Source organism: Malonomonas rubra (genome assembly GCF_003247215.1).
GTDB classification, from domain to species: domain Bacteria; phylum Desulfobacterota; class Desulfuromonadia; order Desulfuromonadales; family Geopsychrobacteraceae; genus Malonomonas; species Malonomonas rubra_A.
Map to the genome: position 1 here is coordinate 26,500 of NZ_QKAP01000033.1, position 14,831 is coordinate 41,330.

Sequence of the window (14,831 nt, forward strand, 5' to 3'; positions counted from 1 at the left end):
GGGGGCGTTTATGTTTGGACAAAGTCTATTTTACAGGCAGGTCTGGATGCCGCCGTGGCGGATGATTTCGCCATCGACCTGATAGACAACATCCTCGGCGATGTTGGTTGCCAAGTCGCCCATCCGCTCAAGGTAGCGGGAAATCGACAGGTAATAGACCAGCCCATCGAGATAGGTTGGGTCCGACCTGATCGCCTCTTTCACCCTGGTAAAGTTCCCCTTGTGCATCGCATCAACATCATCATCCAGCTTGATGGTTTTGCGCGCCAAGTCGGTATCCTTTTCGACCAGTGAATCGAGAGCCATCTTCAGCATTTTTTCCACCAGTTCGGCCATCCGGGCGATATCGTAGGGACACTCGATCCTGATTGCGCCGCCCAGGTCGATGGCGCGATCAGCGATGTTGACAGCAAAATCGGCGACCCGCTCCAGGTCGTTGTTGATCTTGAGGATCGAAACGATAAAACGCAGATCGGTGGCGACCGGCTGGTGCAGAGCCAGCACCTTCAGGCATTCCTCCTCCAGTTCGATTTCCATGTTATCGATTTGGGAATCGCCTCCCTTAACCCTCTCCGCCAGCTTGCGGTCGCTGGTCAGCAAAGCCTGCACCGCTTGCTTAACCCGTCCCTCAACCTCGGCGCTTAACGCCAGAAGCTGCTTTTTCAGCTGATCAAGTTCCTGTTGCATTAAAACTGCCATGATTCATTTATCCTTTCTCAACCGAACCGGCCGGTGATGTAATCTTCGGTCTGTTTGTTCTGCGGCTTGACGAACAGCTGTTCGGTCAATCCGTATTCGATCAGGTTCCCCTCGAACAGAAAGGCGGTGTTATCGGAAACCCGCGCCGCCTGCTGCATGTTGTGAGTAACGATGATGATGGTGAAGTTCTCGCGCAGCTCGCCGATCAGCTCCTCGACCCGGGCCGTCGATTTTGGATCGAGCGCGGAGCAGGGCTCGTCCATCAAGATCACTTTCGGGTTGACGGCGATCGCCCGGGCGATACAGAGCCGCTGCATCTGCCCGCCGGAGAGGCCCAGCGCGCTGTCGTGCAGGCGGTCCTTCACCTCGTCCCACAGGGCCGCGCCCTTCAGGCTGGTTTCGACCCGTTCGTCGAAAAAGCTTTTGTCCTTTTCGCCGGCGATCCGCAGGCCGTAGATGACGTTCTCGTAAATCGACTTCGGGAACGGATTCGACTTCTGGAACACCATCCCGACCTGGCGGCGCAGCTCGATGATGTCAGTATTTTTATCGTAGATATCCTGCCCGTCGAGCAGTACCTTCCCCTCGACCCGGCTGATGTCGATCAGATCGTTCATCCGGTTGAAACAGCGCAGCAGGGTACTCTTGCCACAACCGGACGGGCCGATCAGGGCGGTAACCTGTTTTTCCGGAAAGGCGATATCCACACCGTGAATCGCCCGCGAGTCACCGTAATAAAAGCGCAGGTCCTCAACTTCGATGACCGGGTTCTCTATCTTAATAGGTGTCATAGTCTCTCATGCTCTCCTAAAAGGTGCCAAAAGTGTAACGTTTTTTCATCTTGTTGCGCAGGCGGATCGCCACGCTGCTCATCAGCAGGACAATCAACACCAGCAACAAAGCGGTGACAAAAACCATCGGCTTGGCCGCTTCGACGTTCGGCGACTGGAAGCCGATATCGTAGATGTGGAAACCGAGGTGCATGAATTTGCGATCGAGGTGGAGAAAGGGGAAGTTACCATCGATCGGCAATGTCGGGGCCAGCTTGACCACCCCGGTAATCATCAGCGGGGCAACCTCGCCGGCGGCGCGCGCCATAGCCAGGATCAACCCGGTCATAATGCCGGGCGAAGCCATCGGCAGCAGCACCCGCAGCAGGGTCTGGAACTTGGTGGCGCCGAGGGCGTAAGAGCCTTCGCGCATCTCCCGCGGGATGGCGCCGAGCGCTTCCTCGGTAGAGACAATCACCACCGGTACGGTCAACAGCGCCAGTGTCAAACTGGCCCAGAGCAGGCCGCCGGTGCCGAAGGTCGGGGTCGGCAGCCGCTCCGGGAAGAACACCACGTCAATGCTGTGGCCGATCCCGTAGACGAAGAAACCGAGGCCGAAGATGCCGTAAACGATCGAGGGGATACCGGCCAGGTTGTTGACGGCAATCCGCACGATCCGCACCAGTAAGCCTTCCTTGGCATATTCGCGCAGATAGACTGCGGCAATCACCCCCAGCGGGAAAGAGAAGAGGCTCATGACGAAGATCAGCATCACGGTGCCAAAGATCGCCGGGAACAGTCCCCCTTCGGTATTCGACTCGCGCGGCTCGCCGCTGACCAGCTCCCACAGTTTGGCCACGTAAAAACGGGCCTTGTCGGCACTACTCATGGTGTTGGGGGTGTAGACCTTCAAGATGTCGGCCAGCACGATCTCTTTCTGCTGCCCGTTTGCGTCACTGAACACCGCAGTGCGGGCATGAATCCTGTTCAGCCGCTCGCTCTGCACCTTGACCAGACGCTCAAATTCGTCGGCTTCGGCCTGCTTCTCTGCGCTCAATTCGATCCGCTGCGGTTCATTGGCTGCCACCTGGTGATAATCGATCTTCAGCAGTTTCAGCCGCAATTGCTCGCCCCGGTAGCTGATTTCGATCAGCCGCTGATCCAGTTCGGAGAGTCCCGCGCGGGCAGTTTCAACCTGGTGCAGCGCCTGTCGCAGCTGATCGAGAGAGGCCGGCTTGCCTTCAAGCGTCTGTAGCCGGCCGAAAAAATCGCCGTACTCAGCACGCTCCAGCACCAGCAGGTCGGCCGGGGTGCTACTGGAAACGATCTGCGCTTCATCGATCCAGCGAAAATCGAGACCGTTGAGATCACGGTTGGCAATCTTGTACTGGCGGCGCATCCCGCTGTGGTCGGCGGTCTCTTCGACTTGGGTCTGCATGCCGACCAGCAGGCTGCCGTCTTTCAGTTCAAGCTGCTGCAACGGTGATGGCCAGAAGACCCCCAGCCCGCTGACCATGATGACGAGCAGCAGGATAGCGGCGGACAGCAGGGTGAGCGACAGCGCCGCGCCCGACAGCCAGACCATCGGCTCGCCAACCCGCCAGTATTTATTCATCTCTTTCGGGGTTCGATTAAACATAACAGCTATCCTTAAAAACGGCCGTACTTGGCGCGCAGCCGCTGACGAACGATTTCTGCCACGGTGTTGACGATAAAGGTGAGGATGAACAGGATCACCGCCGACAGGAACAGCACCCGGTACAGCGAACCATCCACTGGGGCCTCCGGGATCTCGACGGCGATATTGGCCGACAGCGGCCGCATGCCGTTGAAGATCGACAAGTCCATGATCGCAGTGTTGCCGGTCGCCATCAGCACGATCATCGTTTCACCGACCGCCCGGCCGAAGCCGATCATGGTGCCAGCGAAGATGCCGGGAGAAGCGGAGGGAAGAATCACCCGCCAAACCGTCTGCCAACGGCTGGCGCCGAGCGCTAGGGAGGCCGCTTTGAGGCTGTTCGGTACGTTGGAGAGGGAGTCCTCGGCGATGGTGAAAATGATCGGGATCACGGCAAAGCCCATGGCAAAAGCGATAATGATGCAGTTACGCGGATCGTAGCGGGTCCCCAGTTCGGAAAACAGCCATTGCTTCAGGTCGCCGGCGAACAACCACTGTTCAAGCCCCGGCCCGAGAGTGCTGGCCAGAGCCACCGCACCGATGATGATCGGGATCACGGCCAGAAACTCATAGCCGCGCTCGACCTGTTTCAACGGTTCTAGTTTACGCGCGGCCTGCCAGAGCAGGATACACAGCATCAATGCCGCTGGCAGCAGCACGAGACTGAGAAAGACCGAGCCGAGCGAGCTTTCGATCAAAGGCGCCAGCCAGAGGGCGGCAAGAAAACCGATGATCACCGTCGGTACCGCGGCCATGATCTCGATCGCCGGTTTAATCATGCCCCGCAGTTTCGGCCGGGCGAACTGGCTGGTGTAAATGGCACCGAAGATCGCCAGCGGCACCGCGAACAACATGGCGTAGAAGGTGCCTTTGAGAGAGCCGAAAATCAGCGGCGTCAGACTCAGTTTCGGTTCGTAGTCATCGCTCGCAGCCGACGACTGCCAGACATACTCGGGCTGGTCGTACCCCTCGTACCAGACCTTGCCGAACAGGGTCTTGAGGCTGATCTCCGGATGTGGAATGAACAAACGCCAACTCAACAGGTCGCCGTTCTCGCCGAGGGCGACCAGTCCGTCGCCACGGGCGGTCAACGCATAGCGGCTGATCCCGCCGGGCGGATTGAAACCGAGCAGGAAGCGTTCACTGGTCATATAATCGAGGTGCAGACCGTCCCCGCTACGGCTGAGTACGGTCTTGTCGCGCAGCGAGTGGGATAATTTGTCCACCGGCGCAGCATGCCCGGTCAGCTGGTGAATGCGGGTCAGGGTCCGTTTGCCGCTGCTGTCTCCGCGCACGCCGAACCAGGTCGAAACCTGGCCGCGCTCGTCACCGACCGCCAGCGAAACATCGCCGAACACCATCGACAGCGCGGTGATCCTGCGCTGGTCGGCAAACGCCTGCAGGTGGTCGACCAGGTTCGCCTCTCCGGACTCTTCGAGGCTCCAGTGCAGCAGTTCGCCGGTGGCAGTGCCTGCGTAGAGCTGGGTGCCACTATCGTTGAGCACCAGCGCGGACAGCTGTCCGGCACCGTTAAGCTCAAGGATCTCACTGCTTTCCGTCACTTCCTCCTCGCCGAGGAAGTTTTCCGTCACCTCACGCTGCTGGACCTCCAGCCTGCCATCTGCAAACAGGTCAACCCGGGTCTGGCGTCCCTCATCGTTGACGCGGGCCAGACTCTGCTCGACTTGCTGCGGCACTGCGGGAAATTCCCCACGCGACTCCAGCGTATGGCGGATACTGCGGCGGTTATTATCGGCGGCATCGTAGAAGGGGCTGAACTTGACCTGTTCGACGCTCAAGGAACCGTCGTCCCAGTGCAGAACATGGTTGAGGCGGCCGAAGTTCTCCACCGCCAGCAAACGCTTGTCCGCTTCTGCAGGGCGCAAGCGAATCTGTTCGAGTTCGCGCCCGTCCGCCAGGTTGATGAAACGGATGGTGCCGCCGGCGTCGATGGTATAGGCGGTTTCGAGGTAGTCATCCATGCCGACCGCCAAGACCTGAACATTCGACGACACGAAGCCAGATTCGACCCGCGCGATTTGTCGTGCCGTTGGCGACATGAACAACGGCAGCGAAACCTCGACGATCAGGACGAGAATGAAGATCACGCAAAAAATAATCGCCAGCCCGCCGATGGAGATGGCCCAGCTGGCGAGGCGATCGTTGCGTTTAACCTTCTTCAGATAAACCGGTTTCATATAGTTTTCTCTCAAGCTGTAAAGACGAAAACAGGCCCTGTCCCCTTTACGGGGACAGGGCCGGGGTTCACCCTTGGATCAAGATCTGCTTGGGATCAGTCGAGCAGGGCAAGTTGCTTTTGAGCCACCTCGGCCGGCAACGGCAGGAAGCCATCCTTGACCACCACTTCCTGCCCCTCTTTCGAGAGAACGTACGTGATGAATTCCTTGACCAGAGTTGGCAGCGGCTGGTTCGGCTGCTTGACGACGTTGATGTAGAGCATGCGACCGAGAGGATACTTGCCGCTCAGCACGTTGTCGTAGTTCGGCTCGTAAGCGGTCTCGCCGTCCTTGTCCGACAACGGCAAGGCGTTAACACCGGAGGTCACGTACCCCATTCCGGAGTAGCCGATCGCGACCTTGTCTTCGGTGACGCCCAGCACGACCGAGGCGTTACCCGGTTGCTCCTTGACGATATCCTTGTAGTCACCTTTTTTCAGGGTGTGCTCTTTGAAGAAACCGTAGGTTCCCGAAGCCGAGTTACGACCGTAGAGGCTGATCGGTTTGTTGGCCCAGCTGCCGGTCAGGCCGAGCTGGCCCCAGGTGGTCACGTCAGCACCCCCGCGCTTCTGGGTCTTGGAGAAAATCGAGTCGACCTGGGTCATCGACAACTGTTTCAGCGGGTTGTCTTTGTTGACAAATACAGCCAGGGCATCTAGAGCGACACCGATGGTGGTCGGCTTGAAGCCATACTTGGCCTCGAACTTTTCAACTTCTTTCTTCTTCATCTTTCGGCTCATCGGACCAAGCTGGCTGGTCCCTTCGATCAGTGCCGGGGGAGCGGTCGAGGAACCTTTGCCCTCGATCTGGATGTTGACATTCGGGTACTTCTTGCGAAAACCTTCGGCCCAGAAAGTCATCATGTTGTTCAGGGTATCGGAACCGACGCTGTTGAGGTTGCCGGCAACACCCTGGACCTTGACATAGTCACTGAGGTTAACGTCGACCTTGATCGGTCCAGCAAAGACGATAGTGGCAACAACCAGAGCCAGCACGGTCAGGCTCAGGCTTTTGAGAACAGTTTGCAGCTTCATTGTGTGCATCTCCATAAATATGTTTTTGTCATTAGTTGATGCGAGAAGAATGCACTTACAATGTTAGGTTTGTGTTAGGAGAACGTGAGGAGTTCACTAAAACAGCGATGTCGCAAAAAAGGACTCCGTCCTACTCGGAGTTCCTTCCGGCAACGGTTCGGGGCAAAAGAATCGTAAAAATGCTCCCTTCGCCAAGATTGCTGGAGACCGAAACTTCGCCCCGGTGTGCCTGAGCGACATGCTTGACGATCGCTAGGCCGAGGCCGGTGCCGCCAAGGTTGCGGCTACGCGCCTGATCGACCCGGTAAAAACGCTCAAACAGACGGGACAAATGCTTTTCCGGAATGCCGCAACCGAAATCGCGCACCCGGATGGCTACTTGCTCTTTCAGCAACTCGGCTTCGAGCAGTACCCGCCCACCGGTATCGCTGTATTTGATCGCGTTGGTCAGCAGGTTGATGATTGCCTGTTCGAGTAACGGGGCATTGACCCGCACCTGCAAATCTTCAGGACAGGTAATTTCAAGTTCAATCTGCTGTTCGGCCAGCAGGCTATCACAGGCGGCACCTGAGCTCTCCAACACCGGCAGCAGCTCTTCGACCTGCATCTCCCAACTTCCACCTATCACCCCCTGCTCAATCCGCGAGAGATCGAGCAGATCCTCGACCAGCGCGTTCAGCCGGTTGTTCTGCTTGAAGATGATTTCCAGAAAACGCTGGGTGGCCGGATCGGAAGAGTCATCATCAATGAGTGTCTCGACGGCACCACGAATAGCGGTGATCGGAGTCTTCAACTCGTGGGAGACATTGGCGACGAAATCGCGTCGCACCGATTCCAGCTGCCGCAGGCGGGTCAGGTCGTGCAAGACAATCAAGACGCCGATCCGCTCCTTTCCGGCGCCCGTCAGCGGTGCGGCCTGAGCATGCAGGTAGCGCTGCTGCGGTCCGTGCAGAACCAGTTCTTCCTCGATCGGCTCCTCATGCACCAGCGCCCGCCGGACAAAACGCTGCAATTCCGACTGGCGGATCACCTCTTGGATTGGCCTGCCCGGCTGCAGCTTGTTTGAAAGCTTGAACAGCTCGGCCGCCGCCGAATTCAAACGGATCACCCGCTCGTTGTTGTCAACCGCCACCAATCCTTCAATCATACAGCCGAGGATAGCTTCGATCTCACTACGCTGACCGATTTCCTGTTCAATCAGATCGGACAGTTTGACCGCCATCTGATTCATCGCCGCAGCCAACCGACAGCTCTCATCAGAACCGGCCTCTTCGAGGGTTACAGCAAAATCCCCTTGCGCAAAACGTTGTGCCCCAACCGTCATCTGCTCAAGCGGACGACTGATCCGCCGTGACAGGTACCAGCAGATTGGCGCAGCCAGCAAAGCGATTACCACCCCCCCACCGAGCAGCTTCCAGTAAATCGTCTGGAAGGTTCGATCGATATCGGCAAGCGGAATTGCCGTGCGCACGCAGCCGATCAATTGATCTTGCTGATAGACCGGCAACGCAACGTACATCAAGGTCTGACCGAGGGTCCGGCTGAAACGGGTCGAGACCCCTTCGTTACCAGCAAAGGCTTGAAGAATCTCCGGACGCTGACCATGATTATCCATCAAGCGCGGATCTTCATCCGAATCGGCCAGTACCCGTCCATCAGCAAGAATGATGGTAATCCGCGTTCCGGAACGATCACCCAACCGGCTCACCATGTCCGTTAGCCAGACTTGGCGAACTTGATCAATATCTCCGGTCAACTGTTCAGCGATCAGCTGGGTCCTAGCGCGCAGTTCTTTGCTGGTCTGCTGATAATGAAAATCGCGCAGCTCGTTAAGCACAAACCAACTGACCGCCAGAATGACCAGTAAAATCAGAAACAGGTAAGCAGGGTAGAGCTGCCAGATCAGGCGGCGTCGTTTAAATTTCATAATGTTTCCCGGAAGCGGTAACCGACTCCGCGGACGGTTTCGATATAGGCTCCGCAGCCCCCCAGCTTTTTCCGCAAACCGGCAATTTGGACGTCGACGGCCCGATCGGTCACCGCATAATCTTCGCCACGGACCGCGTTGACGATCTGGTAGCGGGTTAACACCCAGCCGGGACGATGGGCCAAAGCGACCAGCACCCGAAACTCGGTATAGGTTAACTCGACGATGTCGCCGGAAACCTTCACGATATTTCGCCCAAGGTGGATCTGCAACTCCCCAAAGACAATCACTTCATTCTGGTCAAAATTATCAACGTCCCTGTTGCGGCGTAAAACCGTCTGAATCCTTGCCAATAGAATCTTGATGCTGAACGGCTTGGTCATGTAATCATCAGCACCCAGCTCGAGGCCTTTGACCACATCCGCTTCTTCACCACGCGCCGTAAGCATAATAATTGGTAACTTTGCTGTCTGCTCTTTCGCGCGCAGCTGTCTACAGATATCGAGGCCGCCAATGCCGGGCAACATTAAATCTAGGAGCAGCAAGTCGGGCTGATTCTCTTTGATCTTCTGCAACCCTTCTTCGCCGTCAGAAGCACACTCAACCTGGTAACCGACCTTGAGCAGGTTAAAATGCAGCAGGGCGAGGATATCTTCCTCATCCTCAACGACAAGGATCGTTTTATTTTCACCCATTAAAAACCTCACATTCTTCTTAGCGTAATTTCGCTGTAAGTTCGCTTAATATTGTTAGCGTTATGTGAGCAAGAGCTTAATTTTCTCATCTTCCAGACAAAAGAATCAAATCTAGCACGATTTGCCGCAAAAAAAACAAGGGCTCTCTTTTTAAGAGAGCCCTTGTAATTTATGTCTTTGGAATTGGGGATAATTTGTCCGAAAATTAAGTATAAGATCGCCACTTTTGTCTGTGTTAGACACCCTTGATAACATTCAGCATAGTGCTAAAGTCTTAGGAAATGGGTAAAGGTTTATGAGAGGAAGGGGCCGCTTGTTTATTCGTCAAGCAAGCAACGTACCGTGGGAAAACTTCAGGTCTTTCGCCATCAAATAAGTTGGTTGAAGAAGGAGGGGCTTATGAAAATCCCTGTCATATTTAAAGGTGGTAAGAAGCGATCTCTTAGCAAGGCCCAACTGGACTGTTGGCTGTCTGCGGGGCTAGTTTCATCTTTTATGCGATCTGATGGTTGGGTGGAAATCGACCGTGATAAATTGCGCAATAGTAGTGGCCCTTTTGTGGGAGAAGATCGTCGCACACATGGACCATTTACGGAAGAATATTGGTATTAAATTATATGGCTCTAGACTAGTTAACATAAAAAAATATGGAGTTTTAGTTTTGTTGGGTTTGTCGCCATCCAGACCGCCAATTACCAATAGTAGTGACATAAATAAGCCCCGGTCATCGTCGGGGTATTTATGTTTCGAGTTACTTTGGCGTTGAGCCGGTTCATACTTTTGAATCCGGCATATCATTTATTTTCTCCACCACCTTGACTTCACATCAAGTTCTGATATTTCGTTTAATATAATCTCGGAAGTGAATAATCCCGAAAAAGCCAATCCTTCCGTGAGGGGGGGGAGCGGAAAGCTACGGATCTTTAAGGGCAAAGATGGCCGAGCTGCCGAAGGATATCGATCCTGGGTGTGCTCGGTCATTGTATTGTGTGACCTGCACCTCTTACTTTCTTTGCTGGAAAGGGAGGTGACCATGAAGCATTTATTCCCGCTAGCTGTTTTGATGTTTCTTATGGCATTCACTGTTTTGGAGGGAAGGGAGAATGAAGGGCTGGCAAACACTCACTCCGTTATTGCAACTTGCATATCTCTGGAGGATTTTACCTGTAGTGGTATGTGCGCCTTTTGCCATACTCCTTCTGCTTCGTTGTCGGAGTTTTATACCAAGCTTTATCAAGATGGCGATGCTGAACTTTGCAAACCTTGCCATGTAGAAACAGCAGTTTTCCATAATTCCAATTTCCTGTCTTACGGGAACCACCCTTCGCAAATTGTTTATAATCCGCAGGAAGGTCAAAAACTTAAACCGGTTACCAGCGTCCCGTTGTTTTGTGCAGGTGGGGTATTCACCGACATCCAGTCCGGACCTTGCAAGATGTTGTGTTCAACATGCCACGATGCCCATAAGGATTCTTCAAAGAGTCTGAGAATCGATAACAATGGTTCCGCCTGGTGTAAAGACTGTCATGACCTGTAAATCTGGTTAACCGAGCTTTTCCGACCTAATATTTTTATGAAACACGCTACTCGTCAGAATCTTTTTAAGTGCATTATGGTTGGCGAAGTTGACATTTTCGGGTTTCGAAATTCGTGACTTAAACCCCATGTCGATCGATTACCTCTGCTCCTACATTATTGACTGCCACTCTGATCATTTCCCCGAGGCCCGGTCGAGGGCTGCTTGTGCCCCTTTGTCGTCTCCTTGGTTTCTTCGTGCTTCGGCGATGAGCCGCCAGTTTTTTTCTCGCATCGAGCGGTTGCCCTCAGCGAGAGCATTTGATTTCGCGGCCATATTTTCCGCTTGCTGATAGCGTCCCTGAGCGATCCGCACTTGAGCCAACTCCTGCCACAAGGCAGGATTAAGCGGCTCGATTCGCATGGCTCGTTCCAGCGATGCACCTGCCTGGTCTAACTGGCCAGCGGTGATCTGGTTGTTGGCCTGATCCAACAAGGAAAGTACCGCTCGGTTCTGCGAGGGGCTCGGCGGCAGGAGTGCACAGCTCGCCAGCAGCAGACTGGCTGCCAGTAAAGGAAATAGACGTTTCGTTGTCATCGGTCGAATATCCTTTCGAACCAGCCTTTTATCGATTTGCCAACCGAGGGCCTACTGCAGGGGGCGAACTCGGTCGGCGCCGAACCAGTAACAAAAGGCAGTTTGATTGCGTCACGGCACCCTGCTCCGCTGCGCAACCCCGAGACCGGATCGACCCAGATTTGCTCGACATTCTCCGGTTCCGGTAGGATCAGCGGTTCGGGGTTCAGGTCAGCCATCATTGTCCCCCATACGGACATGGCGCCGGAGGCGCCGGTAAGGCTGGTCGGCTGATTGTCATCGCGGCCGACCCAGGCCACCGCTAGGTGATCCCCGGTAATGCCGGCGAACCAACTATCACGGAAATTATCGGTGGTCCCGGTCTTTCCGGCGACCTCCAGCGCTGACGGTAAATAGGAACCGAGGTTGGACGCTGTTCCCCGCCTAACGACCTCCTGCATCGCAACGGTCACCAGGTAGGTTGGTGCACCCTCTACGACCTGCTCGACTACAAGCGGATAGCGCTGCAACGGTTTCCCCTCTGCGGTCAGGATCTCGCGGATCGCTTTTAGGGGGGCATTGAAACCGCCGCTGGCGATGGTTTGATAAATTTGGGTGACCTCCAGGGGGGACAGAGGGGTTGCACCGAGCATGCTCGAAGCGTACTCTGGAACTTCACGAGCCAAGCCGAACTGTTTCAGGTTGGACATCACTTTGGAGACACCGAGCTTAAGGCCGAGGCGGACGGTGGAGACATTGTATGAGTTGCTCAGGGACTCCAGCAGAGTTACTTCGCCGTGGAATTTTTGGTCATAATTCTCCGGAGCCCAGTCTTTGGTACCCGGCTGTTGCAACACCAGCGGACTGTCGTCCAGCCGCGTCATCAGAGTGTAGCGTTCCGGATACTGCAGGGCGGTGAGGTAGATGATCGGTTTAATCAGCGAGCCGATCGGTCTTCGGGCGTCGAGAGCCCGATTGAAGCCTTCAAAGCGCGGATCACGTCCACCCACCACCGCCTGAACTTCGGCATTCTGTGTGCTAGTGACCAACAGCGCCCCCTGCAGGCTATTCGGCTGGATGCCGCGGGCTTTTTCCAGCTGGGGTAGGCGCCTGCTTAAGGCGCGTTCGGCGGCACGCTGGACTCTGGGGTCGAAGGTGGTGAAGATCTGCAATCCTTCCGAGCGCAGGTCCTCGTCACGGTAATCCTGCCGCAACTGGCGATGTACTAGGTTGAGGAACGCTGGATAGGGTGAGGTGCCGCGGGACTGTCGCTCAACCACGCCAAGAGGTTCCGCCTGAGCCGCGATCAGCATTCCCTCGGTGATAAAAGCTTCATCAGCCATCACTCTCAGTACCAGGTTGCGCCGCTGTAGAGCGCGCTGCGGGTTGCTGCGCGGATTATAGTAGGATGGCCCTTTAAGCATTCCCACCAGCAGGGCCGCCTCGTGAAGGTCGAGTTGACTCACCGGTTTGGCGAAAAAGAAACGACTGGCCAGGCCGAAACCGTTAATCGAGCGGTCGCCGTCCTGACCCAGATAGACCTCGTTGAGGTAGGTTTCGAGGATTTCCAGTTTATCGTAATGCAGTTCCAGCAGCAAAGCCATTACCATCTCAGTCAGCTTGCGCTGCAGGGTGCGTTCAGCACTCAGGTAGAAATTTTTAACCAGCTGTTGGGTTAGGGTGCTTCCCCCCTGCACGCTGTCTCCTGTCGAAGTGGCGACGATGGCCCGACCAATGCCTCTCAGATCGATACCGCAATGGGAGAAAAACCGCCGATCCTCCACGGCGATCAAGGCATCGAGAACTGGGTCGGAGACTTGATCCAGTTTCACCAGCACCCGATCTTCTTTCTTGTCGGGATAGATCCCGCCGATGAGGGCCGGGTCAAGGCGCACCAGAGGCAGGGGCTTTTTACTGGTCCTGTCACTCAGGCGCTGCACGCGATCGCCGGAGAAGAGAATACGCAGACTGAGAGACTCTTGAAACCCGTCTCCGAAGGGGAACGGCCGGCTGACAAGGTCGAGGGTGCGGTTGTTCCAGCAGTAGCTGCCAGGCTCCTCCGGGGAAGCCGTTTCGCGGTAACCGAGGAGGGTAAGCTCAGCGTTCATCTCCGTGACCGTTAATTTCAGGCCGGGGTATAGTTCGAGCGGGCGGGCATAAACTTTGGCCGGCAACTCCCAGCGCTTGCCTTCAAAACGTTCGCGAACGGCGAAATCGAGGTAGAGGGTGTAGCTGGCAGCCAGTAGCAATCCGGCAAGCACGATTTTGATAAGCAGCCTCTTGCTAGGGCGCAATCCGGTTGCCTGCATTTGTTCTGATATTCATAGACGAGTTACTTTTCATTTTAGTGAACCTTGGGCAGTCAACTAAAATTCAGCTGAGTGCGATCTAAGTATTTTACGCTAATCTGAGTGCGTTGCAAGCCTCATTTATCAACATGATAGACAGGGAGAATGAAGAGGACTCCAGAGAGAAGGTCAAGAGAATAATTCGTTAGGGTCAAAGGCTGATTGCAGGTTGCAGATCTGGTCGAATAGACCTTTTTTCGCGTCTCGATTATCGTAATCTTTATGAGGCATAATAGAAAAGAAACGGGCAGGTGAGGCAATAATACCTTCCTGCCCGTTTTCTATTAACGAGTTTTTCTGAATTTCAGCAGATAATTGAAATCTCCAATTTCATCGTAGGATATTTTTTCAAATCCTAAAGGAAGGACCAGTTCGCTGACTTCAACCTCATCGATCCTAATGTTGTTAGGTGGGCCTGGTCCGTCATCCAGTTTCTTGAACTCAATAATGTTGAAGCACCCGTCAGGTTTTAGAACGCGAGCAACTTCTTCGATTACATTTGGTCGGGTCGAGTGTGGCAAATCGTGAAGCGCCGTTGCTATCAAGCAGGAATCGATAGAGGAATCTGGTAACGGAAAAGGAGTTGTGGCATCTGCTTGAATGGCCTCGATATTATCAATTTCTCTTTTTGCAGCCACCTGCCTCAGGCTTTCTAAGCCTTCCTTCCAAAGGTCTAGAGCGTAAATCCGACCACTCGCGGAGATGAAATTGGTTGCCTGCAGGCTGTAATTGCCAATACCGCAAGCCAGGTCGAGAAAATGGGTGTCCGGTTGTAAATCGAGAATGGTGAAAGTTTTCTCTACATCAATAAGGTTGAAGCTGCTTTTCCCGGCAGCAACTAGCTTGTTGTTCATAGTGTTCATCTCCTGAAGAAAAAGTGGATATGCGAAAAATAATATATTATTGCTGATCGTCAAGGAAGGGTAATGATTCGTAATTAGTTCAATTAGGTAATATAGAGTCTCATATACGTAGGTAGCGGTTTGAGGAGATCGATCTGATGCAGGTTTTGGTACGCTGACCGTTCGGATTTGAAATTTGGGCCTATTTCGTGTCGAACAGAAGGCACAAAAAAACCAGCTAAAAAGCTGGCTTTTTTGAACGCCCCTAGATGGAACGAGTTTAAAATTTGCGGAGCAGATTGGAATATAACAAACTTTCTAAATATTTGAAATAATGGTTAATTAATAATATAAATATCAATTGTTACCCCTAGATGCTTCCTGCTTTTATATATCACTGCTTATTCTGATGAATACCATCCATCAGTTCTTGCCTAATCCAGTCCAGCGATTGTTGGGGAATTCCTTCCGCCAATTATCACTTAAAGCCACCCACCGGTTCTGATTGG

General features: G+C 54.3%; 12 protein-coding genes and 1 riboswitch. Of the genes, 2 read left to right on the forward strand and 10 right to left on the reverse strand.

The genetic code is table 11. From position 1 onward, the window contains the following. Positions 1-30: 30 nt before the first annotated feature. The 7 genes from phoU to Q7J88_RS03340 form a co-directional block, all read right to left on the reverse strand. Positions 31-699 (reverse strand): phosphate signaling complex protein PhoU, encoded by a 669-nt coding sequence (gene phoU / locus Q7J88_RS03310; protein WP_303720730.1) that lies wholly within the window; start codon positions 697-699, stop codon positions 31-33. A 17-nt stretch (positions 700-716) separates the two neighbouring features. Beyond that, on the reverse strand, positions 717-1,490 hold the full coding sequence (gene pstB / locus Q7J88_RS03315; protein ID WP_303720731.1) for a phosphate ABC transporter ATP-binding protein PstB: 774 nt from the start codon (positions 1,488-1,490) through the stop codon (positions 717-719). A 16-nt stretch (positions 1,491-1,506) separates the two neighbouring features. Next, positions 1,507-3,108, reverse strand: coding sequence for a phosphate ABC transporter permease PstA (pstA, locus tag Q7J88_RS03320; protein ID WP_303720732.1), 1,602 nt, complete (start codon positions 3,106-3,108; stop codon positions 1,507-1,509). An 11-nt stretch (positions 3,109-3,119) separates the two neighbouring features. Next, positions 3,120-5,345 carry an ABC transporter permease subunit gene (locus Q7J88_RS03325; RefSeq protein WP_303720733.1) on the reverse strand — a complete coding sequence of 742 codons (2,226 nt, stop codon included), beginning with the start codon at positions 5,343-5,345 and terminating at the stop codon, positions 3,120-3,122. Between the two features lie 95 nt (positions 5,346-5,440). After that, the gene (locus Q7J88_RS03330; protein ID WP_303720734.1) at positions 5,441-6,418 is read right to left on the reverse strand and encodes a PstS family phosphate ABC transporter substrate-binding protein; all 978 of its coding nucleotides are present in this window, start codon (positions 6,416-6,418) and stop codon (positions 5,441-5,443) included. A gap of 130 nt (positions 6,419-6,548) precedes the next feature. Next, the gene (locus tag Q7J88_RS03335) at positions 6,549-8,345 is read right to left on the reverse strand and encodes an ATP-binding protein (protein WP_303720735.1); all 1,797 of its coding nucleotides are present in this window, start codon (positions 8,343-8,345) and stop codon (positions 6,549-6,551) included. Further along, a complete protein-coding gene (locus Q7J88_RS03340) occupies positions 8,342-9,040 on the reverse strand; it encodes a response regulator (protein WP_303720736.1) in 699 nt (232 codons plus the stop codon). Before Q7J88_RS03340 ends, Q7J88_RS03335 begins: the two co-directional genes overlap by 4 nt. Before the next feature lie 399 nt (positions 9,041-9,439). On the opposite strand from Q7J88_RS03340, the gene Q7J88_RS03345 reads away from it, so the two are divergent. Further along, complete coding sequence (locus Q7J88_RS03345; RefSeq protein WP_303720737.1) at positions 9,440-9,652, forward strand: GSU3473 family protein; 213 nt, start codon at positions 9,440-9,442, stop codon at positions 9,650-9,652. Positions 9,653-9,910: 258 nt separating this feature from the next. Then, positions 9,911-9,992: riboswitch (cyclic di-GMP riboswitch) on the forward strand. Positions 9,993-10,073: 81 nt separating this feature from the next. After that, the gene (locus tag Q7J88_RS03350; protein ID WP_303720738.1) at positions 10,074-10,577 is read left to right on the forward strand and encodes a cytochrome c3 family protein; all 504 of its coding nucleotides are present in this window, start codon (positions 10,074-10,076) and stop codon (positions 10,575-10,577) included. 174 nt (positions 10,578-10,751) lie between these two features. On the opposite strand, the gene Q7J88_RS03355 is transcribed toward Q7J88_RS03350, so the two are convergent. The 3 genes from Q7J88_RS03355 to Q7J88_RS03365 form a co-directional block, all read right to left on the reverse strand. Then, positions 10,752-11,153 (reverse strand): tetratricopeptide repeat protein, encoded by a 402-nt coding sequence (locus Q7J88_RS03355; RefSeq protein WP_303720739.1) that lies wholly within the window; start codon positions 11,151-11,153, stop codon positions 10,752-10,754. Continuing rightward, positions 11,150-13,441, reverse strand: coding sequence for a penicillin-binding protein 1B (gene mrcB, locus Q7J88_RS03360; protein WP_303720740.1), 2,292 nt, complete (start codon positions 13,439-13,441; stop codon positions 11,150-11,152). The genes Q7J88_RS03355 and mrcB overlap by 4 nt, the downstream gene beginning before the upstream one ends. A gap of 323 nt (positions 13,442-13,764) precedes the next feature. Continuing rightward, on the reverse strand, positions 13,765-14,334 hold the full coding sequence (locus Q7J88_RS03365; protein WP_303720741.1) for a class I SAM-dependent methyltransferase: 570 nt from the start codon (positions 14,332-14,334) through the stop codon (positions 13,765-13,767). Positions 14,335-14,831: the final 497 nt, after the last annotated feature.